Source organism: Streptomyces sp. AV19, from assembly GCF_015999245.1.
Lineage (GTDB): Bacteria > Actinomycetota > Actinomycetes > Streptomycetales > Streptomycetaceae > Streptomyces.
The window spans coordinates 848,873-864,092 of sequence record NZ_JAEAMR010000003.1 but is presented as its reverse complement, the minus strand read 5'-3'; the positions used below and the strand labels follow the sequence as shown (position 1 = coordinate 864,092).

The window sequence follows — 15,220 nt, the reverse complement described above, 5'->3', positions numbered from 1 at the left end:
CCTGCCCCTCCCCCCAGAGGGGGCAGGGGCGGAATCCCCCGCCCCACCGCCCACCGCCGAGGTCAGAGCTTCACCCGCGCCGCCACCGGCAGGTGATCACTGCCGGTGTCCGGCAGCGTCCACGCCTCCACGGGGTCCATCCCCCGCACCATGATCTGATCGATCCGCGCCATCGGAAGGCTCGCCGGCCAGCTGAAGCCGAAGCCGTCCCCCGCCGCCCCCTGCGCCGACCGCAGCTGCGACGTCACCGGCGCCAACGACCGGTCGTTCATCGTCCCGTTGAGGTCGCCCAGCAGCACGACCTTCTTCAACTGCTCGCCCGCGATGGCCCGTCCCAGCGCCGCCGCGCTGTTGTCCCGCTGCCCGGCCGTGAAGCCGGCGTTGAACTTCACGCGCACCGACGGCAGATGGGCGACGTACACGCCCACCGGGCCCTGCGGCGTGCCGACCGTGGCGCGCAGCGCCCGCGTCCAGCCCATCTTGATGTCGACGGGGCGCGCGTCCGTGATCGGGTGCTTGCTCCAGATGCCGACCGTGCCCTGCACGGAGTGGTACGGGTACGAGGCGGCCAGCGTCCGCTCGTACACCGGCGCGGCCTCCGGCTTGAGCTCCTCCAGGGCCACCACGTCCGCCCCCGCCGCGGCGACGGAGCGCGCGGTGGCGGCCGGGTCGGGGTTCTCCGCGTTGACGTTGTGGCTGATGACGGTGAAGTTGCCGCCCGAGCCCGACTTGTCGGTGAGCAGTCCGCCGAAGAGGTTGAGCCAGGCGATCGCCGGCAGCACGACCGCGATCAGCGCGGTCGCCGAGCGGCGCCACAGGGCGAGGACGAGCAGGACGGGGACGAGGAGCCCGAACCAGGGGAGGAAGGTTTCCGCGAGGCTGCCGAGGTTGCCGACCCGGTTGGGGATCTGGCCGTGCAGCAGCATCAGCAGCCCCAGGACGACCGCGAGGATCGCGATCACCAGGCCGCGCCGCCAGATCCCGGGGCCCCGCCACCGGTCCGCGAGGCGCCGGGCCCCGGAGCCGGTCCGCTCCGGACCCGCTCCTCCGTGGCCCGTCTCCTGCACGTGCGCCTGCGGCATCCGTCGTCCTCATTCAGTCTCGCTGCGATCCCCCGGACCCGACGATAGGTGATCAAGCGGAACCGTGATCACCACGGGCGGGGGGCTTCCGTTCGGGGAGGAGGACGGTGCCCCGGCCCGGCCGGGTTCCTCGGTCCGGGCGGGGACGGCCTGCTGTGACACAACGGGCACAATCAGGGCACCGGACGAACACCTTGGAGCACGGTGTCGACGATCCGCTCGGCCAGCCCCTCGGGCAGTTCCTTCCACTCGTGGAGCACGACCCGGGCCAGCATCGGGCCGACGAACAGGTCAATGAGCAGCTCGGGGTCCGCGTCGCCCCGGATCTCCCCGGAGGCCATCCCGCGCCGCAGCACCGCGAGGAACGCCTCGCGCCGGGCGGAGACGACGGTCTCGTGGTACTCCTTCCAGACCCTGGGCCGGGCCTGCACCTCGGCGACGACCGTGCGCATCACGGCGGAGGACCGCTTGGCCAGCCCGCGCCGGCGCAGGAAGTCCAGCAGCGCGACGAGGTCGTCGCGGACCGAGGTGCCGGGGAGCTCGGGGTTGCGTTCGTCCATGGAGCGCAGGACGTCCAGCATCAGCGCCTCCTTGCCGGCCCACCGCCGGTAGACGGTGGCCTTGCCGACGCCGGCTTCGCGGGCGATCCGCTCCATCGACAGCTCGCTGACGGTGACGCCCTCCTCCAGCAGCCGCAGCACGCTCTCGATCACGGCGGTGCCGGCGGCGGCGCTGCGCGGGCGGCCGCGCGGCTGGACGGGGAGGGGGCCGGCGTCCGGCGTCGAGGCGCTCGGCGCGCTCGTGGCACTCATGCGTCCGCCCCCGTCCCCGCCCCCGCCTGCTGCCGCTCGGACGGCCGTTCCGCGCCCGGTCCGGCGGCCGCGGCGCCCTTGCCGGGCAGGAAGAGCCCGACGACGAGCGCGCCCAGCGCGGCGACGGCCGTGGCGCCCAGGGCGGTGACGTGCATGGCGTGCAGGAAGGCGTCGTTGGCGGGCCCGACGAGGCCCTTCCCGGCCGGGCCGAGCTTCTCGGCCAGGGCGAGGGTGCCCTCGATGGACTCGCCGGCCGCGTGCCGGGCGGAGTCGGTCAGGCCGGGGACGTCGTCCAGCCGGCCGGCGATGCCGTCGCGGTAGGTCGTGGAGAGCACCGAGCCGAGGACGGCGACGCCGAGCGCCCCGCCGATCTGGCGGAAGGTGTTGTTCACGGCCGAGCCGGAGCCCGCCTTCTCGCGCGGCAGGGACTGCATGATCGAGACCGTGGCGGGCGGCATGATGTGCGCCATCGCGGTGCCCTGGACGAAGAAGAGCACCTCCAGCACCCAGATCGGGGTGTCCGCGTCGAGCAGCAGGAAGCCGGACATGGACAAGGCCACCAGCAGCATGCCGCCGCAGCACACCACGCGGGCGCCGAACCGGGCCACGACGAGCCGGGCGCGCGGGGCGAAGAACATCTGCGCGGCGGCGAGCGGGAGCATCAGCAGGCCGCTCTGCAGCGGGCTGTAGCCGCGCACGCTCTGGGTGTAGAAGACGCTGAAGAAACTGACGCCCAGCAGCGCGAAGAAGACCAGCGCGATGGACGTGACGGCCGCCGAGAACTGCGGTTTGCGGAAGTAGCGCACGTCCAGCGCCGGGTGGTCGGTGCGCCGCTCGTACAGGACGAACGCGACGACGACGAGCAGGCCGCCGCCGACCGTGCCGTACACCTCCGGGTCGGAGAAGTCGGCGAGCTGGCCGCCCTTGATGATGCCGTACACCAGCAGCACCAGGCCGACCACCGACAGCAGCACGCCGACCGGGTCGAGCCGGCCGGGCCTGGGGTCCTTGGAGTCGGGGACCAGCAACACCATGGCGATCAGGCCGCAGATGACGATCGGGACGTTGACGAGGAAGACCGAGCCCCACCAGAAGTGGTCGATCAGGATGCCGCCGGTGACCGGGCCGATGGCGATGGCCAGGCCGACCGCGCCCGCCCAGATGCCGACGGCCTTGGGCTGCTCGTCGCGCTCGAAGACGTTCATGATGATCGCGAGGGTCGCCGGCATCACGAACGCGCCGCCGAAGCCCATCACCGCGCGGAAGGCGATCAGTTCGCCCGGCGAGCCGGACATGGCGGAGAGCACCGAGCCGATGCCGAACACGGTCATGCCGAACAGCAGGACCTTCTTGCGCCCGAGCCGGTCGCCGAGGAGGCCGGCGGTGAACAGGATGCCGGCGAAGACCAGGGTGTAGGAGTTGATCGCCCACTCCAGCTGGCTCTGGGTGGCGCCCAGGCCGGTGGGGGCGGGTGAGGCGATGGTCTTCATCGCCACGTTGAGGATCGAGTTGTCGAGCACGACGACGAGCAGGCTGAACAGGAGCACGGTGAGGATCGCCCACCGTCTGCGGTGCACGGCCTCGGGGACCTGGCGCGCCGGTATGTCACCGGCTGGGATTGTCATACGAATAGCGTAGACCGGTTTTCGATACGAGCCCGTTCCGTATTGGAAAGTCTTTACGTTGAAGCTTGAATCCTTCCCCCGGGCTTTACTCCCGGTGACTTCCTCGCCGGAGATCGTCGTGTCAGCATGGGAGGCGATCCGGGGACGCCGTCAGGGCGCCTCGAGACGACAACATCACAGGAGCCATTGCCATGACGCATGCCGTGAAGACCCCCGACAGCAGCAAGGCGCTGTACGGCGGGACGAGCTCCCGGCGCATCACCGTCCGCGACATCGCCGCCGCGAAGGCGCGGGGCGAGAAGTGGCCCATGCTGACCGCCTACGACGCGATGACCGCCTCCGTCTTCGACGAGGCCGGCATCCCCGTCCTGCTGGTCGGCGACTCCATGGGCAACTGTCACCTCGGCTACGAGTCCACCGTGCCCGTCACCCTGGACGAGATCACCATCCTCGCCTCGGCCGTCGTCCGGGGCACCAAGCGCGCCCTGGTCGTCGGCGACCTGCCCTTCGGCTCGTACCAGGAGGGCCCGGTGCAGGCGCTGCGCAGCGCGACGCGGCTGGTGAAGGAGGCGGGTGTCCAGGCCGTCAAGCTGGAGGGCGGCGAGCGGTCCGCCCACCAGATCGAGATGCTGGTGCAGGCCGGCATCCCGGTCATGGCCCACGTGGGCCTGACCCCCCAGTCGGTCAACGCCTTCGGCGGCTACCCCGTCCAGGGCCGCGGCGAGGAGGCGGCCGCGCAACTGCTGCGCGACGCGAAGGCCGCGCAGGACGCGGGCGCGTTCGCCGTCGTCCTCGAACTCGTCCCCGCCGAGCTCGCGGCCGAGGTCACGCGCAGCCTGCACATCCCGACCGTCGGCATCGGCGCGGGCGCGGAGTGCGACGCGCAGGTGCTGGTGTGGACGGACATGGCGGGGCTGACGGGCGGGCGGGTGCCGCGCTTCGTGAAGCAGTACGCGCAGGTGCGGGACGTCCTGGCCGGTGCGGCACGGGAGTTCGCGGAGGACGTGGTCGGCGGCGCGTACCCGGCCCCGGAGCACTCGTTCCGCTGACGCGGGCCGATCCCCCGCCCCGCCCTTTCACCGTTTCCCGGGGCGGGGCCCCGGCCCCGGGCGCGGCTTCGCCGCGCGGTGAGCGGGGGCTCCGCCCCCTGCACCCCCGAAACCGCGCTCCGCGCGGTTGTCCTCAAGCGCCGGACGGGCTGATTTTCGTGCCCGGGCGCACGATTCAGCCCGTCTGGGGGTTGCCCCATCCGGGGAGTTTGAGGACGAGCGGCGAAGCCGCGATACGGGGTCCGGGGCGGAGCCGCGGTGAGCGGGCCGAGGGGCGCAGCCCCGGAAGAAACGGTGAAAGGGCGGGGCCGGGGCACAAAACCCCTGGTCGGCGGCGGCCTGTCGGTGGGCTGTCGGGCCGCTGTCGGCCCGTTGTCAGTGCCCCCTGCCACTCTGGTCGGCATGAAGCGAACCGACATCCCCGACGGCGACGGAACCGCCGTACAGGTCCGGGGCCTGGTCAAGCACTACGGCGAGACCAAGGCCCTGGACGGGGTCGACCTCGACGTCCGCGAGGGCACCGTCCTCGGCGTCCTCGGCCCCAACGGCGCGGGCAAGACCACCCTCGTCCGTGTCCTCTCCACCCTGATCCGCCCGGACGCCGGCACGGCCCGCGTCGCCGGTTACGACGTCCTCGCCCAGCCCCGCCAGCTGCGCCGCGCGATCGGCCTCACCGGCCAGTACGCCTCGGTCGACGAGAAGCTCTCCGGCTTCGAGAACCTGTACATGATCGGCCGCCTCCTCGACCTGTCCCGCAAGGAGGCCCGCCGCCGCGCCGACGACCTGCTGGAGCGCTTCTCGCTCACCGAGGCCGCCAAGCGCCCCGCCGGGCAGTACTCCGGCGGCATGCGCCGCCGCCTCGACCTGGCCGCGTCGATGATCGGCCGGCCCGCCGTGCTCTACCTGGACGAGCCGACGACCGGCCTCGACCCGCGCACGCGCAACGAGGTCTGGGCCGAGGTGCAGGGCATGGTGCGCGACGGCGCCACCGTCCTGCTCACCACGCAGTACATGGAGGAGGCCGAGCAGCTCGCGAGCGAGCTGACGGTCATCGACCGCGGCCGGGTGATCGCGGGCGGCCGGATCGACGAGCTGAAGGCGAAGGTCGGCGGCCGCACGCTCCAGATACGCCCGGCCGACCGCGCCGAACTGCCGCGCATGGTCGGGGCCGTGGCCCAGGCCGGGCTCGACGGGATCACCGGTGCCACCGCCGACGAGGCCGAGGGCGTGGTCAACGTCCCGATCGTCAGCGACCACCAACTGACCGCCGTCATCGGCCTGCTAGGTGAGCGCGGCTTCGCCATCGCCGGTGTCAACACCCATCTGCCCAGCCTCGACGAGGTGTTCCTGGCCATCACCGGCCAGAAGACGTCCTCCGCCGAGGACGCACGCGCCAACGAACTCCAGGAGGTCTCCGCATGAGCGCGGCGACGATCACCGCGCCCGCGAAGGCGCCGGCCGACGAAGGCCGCATTCCGCTCCGTTCCCACCTGCGGCACATCGGCGCCCTCGCACGCCGGAACCTGCTGGCGATCAAGCAGGACCCGGAGTCGATGTTCGACGCCGTGTTCATGCCGATCATCTTCACGCTGATGTTCGTGTACGTCTTCGGCGGCGCGATCGCCGGCAAGGGAAACCAGGAGACCTACGTCAACTACCTGGTGCCCGGCCTCCTCGCCATGACCGGCCTCAACATCGCCATGGCGGTGGGCACCGGTCTCAACGAGGACTTCCGCAAGGGCATCATGGACCGCTTCCGGACCATGCCGATCGCCCGGTCGTCCGTCCTCATAGCGAAGATCGTCAGCGAGCTCTTCCGACTGGCGGTCGCGGTGGCCATCCAGCTCGGCATGGGCTTCGCGCTCGGGCTGGAGGTCAAGACCTCCGTCCTCCACCTGATCGCCGCGATCGCGCTCAGCGTCGTCTTCGGTGCCTCGCTGATGTGGCCCTTCATGCTGCTGGGGCTGGCGATGAAGACCGCCCAGGCCGTTCAGGGGATGGCCATGCTCGTGCTCATGCCGCTGCAGTTCGGCAGCTCCATCTTCGCCCAGCCCGACACCATGCCCGGCTGGCTGAAGGCGTTCGCCGAGTACAACCCGCTGGCCAACCTCGCCGACGCCTCCCGCAACCTGATACAGGGCGGCCCGGTGGCCCACTCGGTGTGGCTGACGCTGGCGTGGTCCGTGGGCATCACGGTCGTCACGGCACCACTGGCGGTCGCCCGCTTCCGCAACAAGACGTGACGGGACGGCCCGTGGGCGTTCACACGAGGGCGGCGGCCTCCTCCAGCGTGAGGCGGCCGCCCTCGGCGCGGGCCCGCTCGTACGCCGCGTCGCCGAGCGCGGCGCGCAGGCTCGCCTCCGTGCGCTCGCGCATCTCCCGCTCGATGGACGCCTCGTGCACCCCGGCGGGGCGCAGCGCGGCGGCCGCGGCGAGCAGCCGGGCGCCCGTCGACGCGTGCTCCTCGCCGGGCAGTTCGGAATGGGCGTAGGCGCCGTACAGCAGGTGCACCATGGGCAGGTGCGCGGCGACGAGCAGGGCGAACGGGTCGTCCCTGACGGCGAGCGCCTTGCGGATCCGGGGGAGGGCGGCGGCGGGGTTCCCTTCGAGGACGTCGACCCAGGCGTGCAGTCCGTTCAGCAGGGCGCCGAAGAGCTTGACGGAACGGTGCCGGAAGTCGTGGACCAGGCCGTCGAGTATCTCCCGCGCCTCGGCGGTGCGGCCGTTGTGGGCGAGCCGTACGCCGAGGGAGACCCGGATGAAGAACGTGGCGTCGGGGTTCATGCCCTCGGCCTCCTCCAGCGCCTCGCGCAGCAGCCGCTCGCCCTCGATCCCGTCGACCTGCCCGGACTCCATCAGCGCGTCGGCGAGCCGCGCCCGCAGCATCGGCACCTGCGCGTTGGCGCCCAGGTCGCGGGCGTTGTCGATGGCCTCCCGGTAGTCCTGCTCGGCCGCGGCGAAGTCGCCGCGCCGTTCGTGGCACTCGGCCCGGCCGGACAGGGCCTCGGCCACGCCCCAGTTGTCGCCGAGACGCCGGAAGATCTCCAGGGCCTCGTGCGAGTCCCGCAGTCCCTTGTCAGCCATGCCGGGCATCTCGTTCATCAGCTTGGCCCGCTGCTGGAGTTGGAAGGCGAGCTCCCACTCGTGCCCCGAGACGCGACAGCTCTCGACGGAGTCGTCGATGGACTCCCACAAGCCGTCGAGATCGGCGGTGAGCAGACGCGCGTAGAACCACATGTACCCCGGGTACGTGCGGTTCTGCGGCCGGCCCGGCCGGTAGGCGACGATGACGTTGCGCAGGGTGCGCTGCATCTCGGGCGAGTCCATCAGCCGCATGTCGGAGTCGTGGTTCACCAGCCACACCAGGCGTGCCTGGCGGCGGGCCTCCGTCAGCAGCTCGGGGCGCATCGGCGGCGGGTTGTCGATGCACCGCTCCTCCAACGGCGGTGCCGGCTCGACGGGTTCGGCGAAGGGGTCCGGGCCCATGCCGACGGCCGCCGCGGACCAGGTGCGCGCGTCGGCGTTGTGGTCGCGCAGCTGCCAGAACCAGCCGAGGGACAGCACCAGGCACAGCACCTCCTGTTCGTCGCGGGCGGCGACGGCCCGGCGCAGGGCGGTGCGCAGGTTGTCGTGCTCGCGCTCCAGGAGGCCCAGCAGCTCCCGCTGGCGGGGGCCGCGCAGCAACGGCTCGCCGGTGCGGGCGAGTTCGCGGTAGTGGACGAGGTGCCGGCGCTCGACGGCGGTCCGCTCCCCCGCCTCGTCCAGCCGCTCCCCGGCGTACTCGCCGACGGTTTCCAGCAGCCGGTAGCGCATCTCGCCGTCGTCGGCGGGCGCGGCGACGACCAGGGACTTGTCGACGAGCGAGCCGACGAGCGCGGGCACGTCCGGCCCGTACACGTCCGTGCCGTCGGCGCAGACCGCCTCGGCCGCGGCGAGGTCGCAGCCGCCGGCGAAGACGGACAGCCGTCGCAGGACGGCGCGTTCGGGCGCGTCGAGCAGGTCCCAGGACCAGTCCACGACCGCCCGCAGGGTCTGCTGGCGGGGCAGGACGGTGCGGCTGCCCGAGGTGAGCAGGCGGAAGCGGTCGTCGAGGCGGTCCGCGAGGCCGCGCGGGGTGAGCATCCGCAGCCGGGCGGCGGCGAGTTCGATCGCCAGCGGCAGGCCGTCGAGGCGGCGGCAGATCTCGGCGCAGGCGACCGGGTCGTCCTCGGTCCGGAAGCCGGGGCGCGCGGCCGCGCCGCGGTCGGCGAGCAGCCGCAGCGCGGACGGGGCGGGCAGCGGCTCCACGGGCCGCACCGACTCGCCCGGTACGGCGAGGGGTTCGCGGCTGGTGGCGAGGACGGTCACGCCCGGGCAGTGGGCGAGGAGCGTCTCGGCGACGCGGGCGGCGGCGTCGATGAGGTGCTCGCAGTTGTCGAGGACGAGCAGCATGCGGCGGGGCGCGCACAGCTCGGCGAGCCGGGCCAGAGGGTCGGCGGCCGTGCTGTCGGCGGCCCGCAGCCCCTCGGCGGTGGCGCTGCCGCGCACGACGGTCTCGCGGCCGCCGAGCGCGGTCAGGACGGCCTCGGCGACGGTGCCGGGGTCGTCGACGGGCGCGAGCTCGGCGAGCCAGACGCCGTCCGGCCAGGTGTGACGGGTGCGGGTGGCGGCCTCGGCGGCCTCCTGCGAGAGGCGCGTCTTGCCGGCGCCGCCGGGGCCGAGGAGGGTCACGAGGCGGTGACGCGCGAGGTCCTCGCCGATGAGGCGGAGGTCTTCGTCGCGGCCGACGAAGGAGGTGGCGCGGGCGCGGAGGTTGCCGCGGGGGCGCTCGGGCGCGGGCCGCTCGAGGGCGGGGGCGGTGGCGTCCGGGACGCCGGGCCGCTCGGGCGCGGGGCCGGTGACGTCCGGGACGCCGAGCCGCTCGGGCGCGGGGCCGGTCGCGTCCGGGACGCCGGGGTGCGCGGGGTGCGCGGCAGGTGCGGTGTACGGCGTGGTGGTGGAGGTGCCCCGGACCCGCCCTTTCACCGTTTCCTCCGGGGCAAGCCCCGGACCCGGACCGCCCTCCGGGCGGTGGGCGGGGGCTCCGCCCCCCGCACCCCGGCCGGGACTCCGCCCCTGGACCCCGGAGGCCGCCGGAACAGCTCCCCCGGAGCCGTCCGCACCGTACGGGGCGGGCCCCGTCCCATAGCGCCGGGTATCGGCGCCGGGCCCGGCCGCACCGGCCGCCGTCACCGCACCGTCCCCCGGACCCGGACCGCCCTCCGGGCGGTGGGCGGGGGCTCCGCCCCCCGCGCCCCGGCCGGGACTCCGCCCCTGGACCCCGGGGGCCGCCGGAACGGCTCCCCCGGAGCCGTCCGCGCCGTACTGCCGGGACTCCGTCCCATGGGCCCCGGACCCGGCACCGGCACCCCCGGCACCAGCACCGGCACCGGCGCTGTGCCCGTACGAGCCGGCCAGGCCCCCCGGGCCGACCAGGCCGTCCGGGCTGACCAGGCTGACCGGGCTGACCGGGCTGACCGGTCCGACCAAGCCATCCGGACCGACCAAGCCGACCCGTCGGCCCGATCCGTCCGCCCCACCCCCGCGCTCCCCACGCATCACCCCGCCCCCCAGCAACTCCCCATGCAGCGCCCGCAGTTCCGGGCCCGGGTCCGCGCCCAGGCGGGCGGCCAGGTCCCGGCGGATCTCCTCGTACGCCGCCAGGGCCTCCGCCGGGCGGCCCGCGGCGCGGAGGGCTCTCAGGCGGAGGGCCTGGAGGGGCTCGTCCAGGGGGTGGTCGGCGCAGAGTCCGGCCAGTTCCGGGAGGACGGCGGGGGCCTCGCCGAGGGCGACCGACGCGGCCAGGCGGGCGCGGCGGGCGGACAGGCGCCGGGCGGACGCGCGGGCCGCGTACGTCCCGTGGCCGGGGAGGTCGGCGAGGGCCGGGCCGCGCCAGAGGGCCAGGGCGTCGTCCAGCAGGACCGCCGCCTTCGCGGGGTCCCCGTCGGCCAGCGCCCGTTCGCCCTCCCCGGCGAGCCGCTCGAAGCGGTGCAGGTCCACGTCGTCCGCCTCGGCGCGCAGCCGGTAGCCGCCGGGCACGGACTCGACGGCCGCGGCGCCGAGCGCCCGCCGGAGCCGGCCGACGAGGGCCTGGAGCGCCCCGGCCGCGTCCGCGGGCGGCTCGCCGTCCCAGACGGCGTCGATGAGCGCCCCCGCGGTCTGCCCGCGCCCGGGGCGCAGGGCGAGCGCGGTCAGCAGGGCGCGCAGACGCGCGCCGCCGAGCGCGGCGGGGACGCCGTCGTCGGAGTGGGCCTGGGTGGTGCCGAGGATGCCGTAACGCACCGGGTCATTGTCCCCGCTCGTCCTCGTAACGCGTTACGACTTTCCGACCGCGACCAAGTACCGTCGGCCGGTACACCGACCCGCCCGCCACCGACACCGGGAGCACATCGCCATGACATCCGGCGCGACTCACGCCGAACGCCGCGTGAGCCCCGTCTTCCTCGCCCTCGTCGCCGTCATGGCGGTCTCCATCTGGGCGGTGTGGACCGACTACGCGGCGAGCCCCGGCTTCGCCGTGTTCCTGTTCGTCGTCTCCGGCTGGGTGGTCTCGCTCTGCCTCCACGAGTACGCGCACGCGCGCACCGCGCTGCACGGCGGGGACATCACGGTCGGGGCGAAGGGCTATCTCACCCTCAACCCGCTGAAGTACACGCACGCCGTGCTGAGCATCGTCCTCCCGGTGATCTTCGTGATCATGGGCGGGATCGGCCTGCCCGGCGGCGCGGTCTTCATCGAGCGGCACCGCATCGAGGGACGCTGGAAGCACAGCCTGATCTCGGCCGCCGGCCCGCTGGCGAACGTGCTGTTCGCGGTGGTGTGCGCCGCGCCGTTCTGGCTGGGCGCGCTCGACGGCGTGCCGGACAACTTCCGTTACGCGCTGGCCTTCCTGGCCCTGCTCCAGGTGTCGGCGGCGATCCTCAACCTGCTGCCGGTCCCCGGCATGGACGGCTACGGGATCATCGAGCCGTGGCTGTCGCACGGGGTGCGGCGGCAGGTGGAGCCGTTCGCTCCGTTCGGTCTGCTGGCGGTCTTCGGGTTCCTGTGGATCCCGGAGGTCAACCACGCGTTCTTCGACCTGGTCTACGGGGCGCTGGACGCGTTGGGCGTCAGGGACTGGGACGCCTTCTGGGGCCGCGAGCTGTTCCGCTTCTGGGACGCGCCCGAGCACGTCCCGTCACCGGCCGAGATGTCCCAGTGGACCCTCGTCCGCTGAGGCCCGTCACTCGCCGACGTCACTCGCCGACGCCGGCGTCACTCGCCGACGGAGGCCGCCGCGCGGTCGTTCTTCTGCTTGCGGACGTAGTACCAGGCCATGTTGGAGGCCACGCCCATCAGCAGCAGCCACACGACGCCGAGCCAGCTGCCGTGCACGAAGGACACCACGGCGGCCGCGGCGGCGAGGACGCAGAGGGCGATGGCGTAGAGGGCGAGGCGGGGCATGGGGGCGGCTCCTGTCCGGGAAGCGGGGACGCGGACGCATACGCGTACATACGTTCCCGGACATTGTCCCCCATGCCCCTCTTCGCTCACACGTCGGTGACGCGCAGCCCCGCGTGCGCCTTGTAACGCCGGTTCGTCGAGATCAGGTTGGCGACCAGCGACTCCACCTGGTGCGCGTTGCGCAGCCGGCCGGCGAAGACGCCGCGCATCCCCGGGATGCGGGCGGCCAGCGCCTGGACGACGTCCGTGTCGGCGCGCTTCTCGCCGAGCACCATCACGTCGGTGTCGATCTCCTCGATCTCCGGGTCCAGGAGCAGCACGGCGGACAGGTGGTGGAAGGCGGCCGTCACGCGGGACTCCGGCAGGAGCGCGGCCGCCTGCTGCGCGGCGCTGCCCTCCTCCGGCTCGAGCGCGTACGCGCCCTGCTTGTCGAAGCCGAGCGGGTTGACGCAGTCGATGACGAGCTTCCCGGCGAGCTCCTCGCGCAGCGCCTCCAGGGTCGCGCCGTGGCCGTCCCACGGCACGGCGACGATGACGACGTCGCTGCGCCGCGCGCACTCGGCGTTGTCGGCGCCCTCGACGCCCAGGCCCAGTTCGGCCGCGGCGGTCTTCGCGCGGTCGGCCGCGCGCGAGCCGATGATCACTCGCTGGCCCGCCCTGGCCAGCCGGTGGGCCAGACCGCGGCCCTGGTCGCCGGTGCCGCCGAGCACGCCGACCACCAGGCCGGAAACGTCGGGAAGGTCCCAAGGGTCCTTTGCAGGAGCCTTTGTTGGGGTCTTTGCCGCGCCGGTGGAGTCCCCGGTGGAGTCTGTGGAAGCTGTCATGACAGCGATACTGTCACGCGCCCCCGCAACACCCGCCACGACCCTGTACGCCGGTTATGCCCCTGCACGCCGGTCACGCTTCCGCGCACCGGTCACGAACGGGTGAGACCGCCCCGGAGGCGGTGTCGGGCCCCTCCCGTCGCGGCAGGATCCGCCCATGGACGCTGTGGGTGTCGCGCTGCTGCGCGAAGTCCTCGCCGGGACCGAGTGGTTGCGGGAGACGCGCCGGTTCGCCGGGGCGCTGCGGCACTCGGCCGTGGCGCGCGGCGGGGGGCTGCTGCTGGTGGGGACGGACGGGTACGAGCCGTGGCACCTGGCGGCGCACCTGGACGAGGAGGCGGCCCGGTGCGGGCTGCCGGAGCTCGCCCCCACCCTCGTCCGCCACCGGGTGCCGCCGGGCGCACCGGCCCATCTGTCCGCCGGGCTGGAGCGGCTGTCGGCGGCCGGGCACGACGGCACGCTGCTGGTGGTGACGCCGCAGGACGGACCACCGGCCGGGGACGGCCTGTTGGAGCGGGTGGACGACGTCCGCCGCGGCGGGGCGACGATCCTGGCGCTGGGGGGCACCGCCGACGATCCGCGGCTGCGCTCGCTCGCGCACGACGTGCTCTGCGTGCCGGCGGCCGCGGGGCCGGACCGGCCGGACCGGCCGGACCTGGACGCGGTCCAGCACCTGATCAGCGCCGCCGCAGCGGAGGACGCCCCGCGCGGGCGCCGTTTCCTCGACCGGCTCTCGCGTCTCGCGGAGCAGCTCTCGGCACCGCCTCCGCACCGCTGGTGAGACCGCCAGTGACCGACCGGCTTGGGAAATTGGTTTGCTCCTGACCATTCGGACACGGACCATGTTCCCTCGTGACCGAGCACGACCATCCCCCCTCGCCCCCCGCATCCCCCTCGTCCCGGCTGCGCGCCCTCCTCCCCGACCTGACCCCCTGGCGCTCCTCCGCCGACTTCCGCCGGATGTGGCTGGCCGGGCTCGTCACGGTCTTCGGCAGCTTCCTGACCTTCGTGGCCCTGCCCGTGCAGCTCAAGGAGCTCACCGGCTCGGCCCTCGCCGTCGGCGCGATCGGCGCCGTCGAGCTCGTCCCGCTGATCGTCTTCGGCCTGTACGGCGGCGCCCTCGCGGACGCGCTCGACCGCCGCAAGCTGATCCTGTGGACCGAGGCCGGCCTCGGCGTCCTCAGCGGAATGCTGCTGCTCAACACGGTGCTGCCGCATCCGCTGGTCTGGCCGCTGTACGTCGTCGCCGCCGTCGTCAGCGCGCTCACCGGCCTCCAGCGCCCGGCCCTCCAGGCGATCCTGCCGCGCGTGGTGGCGCACGACCAGCTGCCCGCCGCCACCGCGCTCAACAGCATGCGCTGGCAGGTCGGCGCCATCGCCGGCCCCTCCGCGGCCGGCATGGTCATCGCCTTCGGCGGCCTGACCTGGGCCTACGCCCTGGACGTGGTCTCCTACGCGATCTCCGTGGTCCTCACCGTGGGCCTCGCCGCCTCCCCCGCCGCGCACGACGCCGAGAAGCCGTCGCTGCGCGGCATCCTGGAGGGCGCCCGCTACGCCTGGAGCCGCAAGGAACTCCTCGGCACGTACGCGGTCGACCTGGCGGCGATGTTCTTCGCCTTCCCCAACGCGATCTTCCCGTTCCTCGCCGACGATCTCGGCGCGCCCTGGGCGCTCGGCCTGATGTACTCGGCCTCCGCCGTGGGCTCCCTGCTGGTGAGCCTGACCAGCGGCTGGGTCCCCCGGGTCCACCGGCACGGCCGGATGGTCGTCGGGGCCGCGCTCGGCTGGGGCGCGGCCATGGCGCTGGCGGGCTGGATGGGCAACATCTGGCTGGTGCTGGTGATGCTGGGCCTGGCCGGGGCGTTCGACACGGTGAGCGGCCTGTTCCGCTCGGCGATGTGGGACCAGACCATCCCCGACGCGCTGCGCGGCCGCCTCGCGGGCATCGAGGTGCTCTCCTACACGGTGGGCCCGCAGCTGGGCCAGGTCCGGGCGGGCGGCATGGCGTCGCTGACGAACGTGCGCGCCTCGATCTGGGCGGGCGGGCTGGCGTGCGTGGCGTCGGTGGGCCTGCTGGCCCTGACGCTGCCGAAGCTGCTGGCGTACGACCAGCGGACGGATGAGCATGCGGTGCGCATGCGGAAACTGCGCGCGGGCGGGTCGGCGGGCGTGACGGAGGCGGCGTAGCCGCCGTGCCCGGGGGTTTTACCCCTCCCCGCCCTTTCACCGTTTCCCGGGGCGGGGACCCGGCCCCGGGTGCGGCTTCGCCGCGCGGTGAGCGGGGGCTCCGCCCCCAGCACCCCCGAAACCGCGCTCCGCGCGGTTGTCCTCAAACGCCGGACGGGCTGGATTGGCGCGCCGATCCTG

The 15,220-nt window shown here is 73.8% G+C and carries 12 protein-coding genes; 6 read left to right on the top strand and 6 right to left on the bottom strand.

Translation table 11 applies throughout. The annotated features are described in order from the left end of the window. Nucleotides 1–62: 62 nt before the first annotated feature. The 3 genes from I5Q34_RS04025 to I5Q34_RS04015 form a co-directional block, all read right to left on the bottom strand. The gene (locus tag I5Q34_RS04025) at nucleotides 63–1,082 is read right to left on the bottom strand and encodes an endonuclease/exonuclease/phosphatase family protein (RefSeq protein ID WP_199890653.1); all 1,020 of its coding nucleotides are present in this window, start codon (nucleotides 1,080–1,082) and stop codon (nucleotides 63–65) included. A 173-nt stretch (nucleotides 1,083–1,255) separates the two neighbouring features. Then, nucleotides 1,256–1,894 (bottom strand): TetR/AcrR family transcriptional regulator C-terminal ligand-binding domain-containing protein, encoded by a 639-nt coding sequence (locus tag I5Q34_RS04020; RefSeq protein ID WP_199890652.1) that lies wholly within the window; start codon nucleotides 1,892–1,894, stop codon nucleotides 1,256–1,258. Then, on the bottom strand, nucleotides 1,891–3,519 hold the full coding sequence (locus I5Q34_RS04015; RefSeq protein WP_199890651.1) for an MFS transporter: 1,629 nt from the start codon (nucleotides 3,517–3,519) through the stop codon (nucleotides 1,891–1,893). Before I5Q34_RS04015 ends, I5Q34_RS04020 begins: the two co-directional genes overlap by 4 nt. A 191-nt stretch (nucleotides 3,520–3,710) precedes the next feature. On the opposite strand from I5Q34_RS04015, the gene panB reads away from it, so the two are divergent. The 3 genes from panB (at nucleotide 3,711) to I5Q34_RS04000 (ending at nucleotide 6,811) form a co-directional block, all read left to right on the top strand. After that, nucleotides 3,711–4,568 (top strand): 3-methyl-2-oxobutanoate hydroxymethyltransferase, encoded by an 858-nt coding sequence (gene panB, locus I5Q34_RS04010; protein WP_199890650.1) that lies wholly within the window; start codon nucleotides 3,711–3,713, stop codon nucleotides 4,566–4,568. 402 nt (nucleotides 4,569–4,970) lie between these two features. Beyond that, on the top strand, nucleotides 4,971–5,990 hold the full coding sequence (locus tag I5Q34_RS04005) for an ATP-binding cassette domain-containing protein (protein ID WP_199890649.1): 1,020 nt from the start codon (nucleotides 4,971–4,973) through the stop codon (nucleotides 5,988–5,990). Continuing rightward, complete coding sequence (locus tag I5Q34_RS04000) at nucleotides 5,987–6,811, top strand: ABC transporter permease (RefSeq protein ID WP_199890648.1); 825 nt, start codon at nucleotides 5,987–5,989, stop codon at nucleotides 6,809–6,811. Before I5Q34_RS04005 ends, I5Q34_RS04000 begins: the two co-directional genes overlap by 4 nt. A gap of 19 nt (nucleotides 6,812–6,830) precedes the next feature. On the opposite strand, the gene I5Q34_RS03995 is transcribed toward I5Q34_RS04000, so the two are convergent. Then, nucleotides 6,831–10,868 (bottom strand): BTAD domain-containing putative transcriptional regulator, encoded by a 4,038-nt coding sequence (locus I5Q34_RS03995; RefSeq protein ID WP_199890647.1) that lies wholly within the window; start codon nucleotides 10,866–10,868, stop codon nucleotides 6,831–6,833. Nucleotides 10,869–10,980: 112 nt separating this feature from the next. On the opposite strand from I5Q34_RS03995, the gene I5Q34_RS03990 reads away from it, so the two are divergent. Continuing rightward, nucleotides 10,981–11,802, top strand: coding sequence for a site-2 protease family protein (locus I5Q34_RS03990; protein WP_199890646.1), 822 nt, complete (start codon nucleotides 10,981–10,983; stop codon nucleotides 11,800–11,802). 38 nt (nucleotides 11,803–11,840) lie between these two features. Here the strand turns inward: I5Q34_RS03990 and I5Q34_RS03985 are convergent, their stop codons facing one another. Together I5Q34_RS03985 and npdG are read right to left on the bottom strand one after the other, a co-directional pair. Beyond that, nucleotides 11,841–12,029, bottom strand: a complete 189-nt coding sequence (locus I5Q34_RS03985) for a hypothetical protein (protein WP_199890645.1) — start codon at nucleotides 12,027–12,029, stop codon at nucleotides 11,841–11,843. An 86-nt stretch (nucleotides 12,030–12,115) separates the two neighbouring features. Further along, nucleotides 12,116–12,853 (bottom strand): NADPH-dependent F420 reductase, encoded by a 738-nt coding sequence (gene npdG / locus I5Q34_RS03980; protein ID WP_199890644.1) that lies wholly within the window; start codon nucleotides 12,851–12,853, stop codon nucleotides 12,116–12,118. A 157-nt stretch (nucleotides 12,854–13,010) separates the two neighbouring features. On the opposite strand from npdG, the gene I5Q34_RS03975 reads away from it, so the two are divergent. Then, nucleotides 13,011–13,634, top strand: coding sequence for a hypothetical protein (locus tag I5Q34_RS03975; RefSeq protein WP_199890643.1), 624 nt, complete (start codon nucleotides 13,011–13,013; stop codon nucleotides 13,632–13,634). 71 nt (nucleotides 13,635–13,705) lie between these two features. After that, entirely contained in the window at nucleotides 13,706–15,040 is a 1,335-nt protein-coding gene (locus I5Q34_RS03970; protein ID WP_277965333.1) for an MFS transporter, read from the top strand. Nucleotides 15,041–15,220 lie beyond the last annotated feature (180 nt).

Excerpts from the sequence above, each read along its gene's own strand:
- I5Q34_RS04025 (WP_199890653.1), bottom strand. The coding sequence starts at position 1,082 with ATGCCGCAGGCGCACGTGCAGGAGACGGGCCACGGAGGAGCGGGTCCG.
- I5Q34_RS04020 (WP_199890652.1), bottom strand. The coding sequence starts at position 1,894 with ATGAGTGCCACGAGCGCGCCGAGCGCCTCGACGCCGGACGCCGGCCCC.
- I5Q34_RS04015 (WP_199890651.1), bottom strand. The coding sequence starts at position 3,519 with ATGACAATCCCAGCCGGTGACATACCGGCGCGCCAGGTCCCCGAGGCC.
- panB (WP_199890650.1), top strand. The coding sequence starts at position 3,711 with ATGACGCATGCCGTGAAGACCCCCGACAGCAGCAAGGCGCTGTACGGC.
- I5Q34_RS04005 (WP_199890649.1), top strand. The coding sequence starts at position 4,971 with ATGAAGCGAACCGACATCCCCGACGGCGACGGAACCGCCGTACAGGTC.
- I5Q34_RS04000 (WP_199890648.1), top strand. The coding sequence starts at position 5,987 with ATGAGCGCGGCGACGATCACCGCGCCCGCGAAGGCGCCGGCCGACGAA.
- I5Q34_RS03990 (WP_199890646.1), top strand. The coding sequence starts at position 10,981 with ATGACATCCGGCGCGACTCACGCCGAACGCCGCGTGAGCCCCGTCTTC.
- I5Q34_RS03985 (WP_199890645.1), bottom strand. The coding sequence starts at position 12,029 with ATGCCCCGCCTCGCCCTCTACGCCATCGCCCTCTGCGTCCTCGCCGCC.
- npdG (WP_199890644.1), bottom strand. The coding sequence starts at position 12,853 with ATGACAGCTTCCACAGACTCCACCGGGGACTCCACCGGCGCGGCAAAG.
- I5Q34_RS03975 (WP_199890643.1), top strand. The coding sequence starts at position 13,011 with ATGGACGCTGTGGGTGTCGCGCTGCTGCGCGAAGTCCTCGCCGGGACC.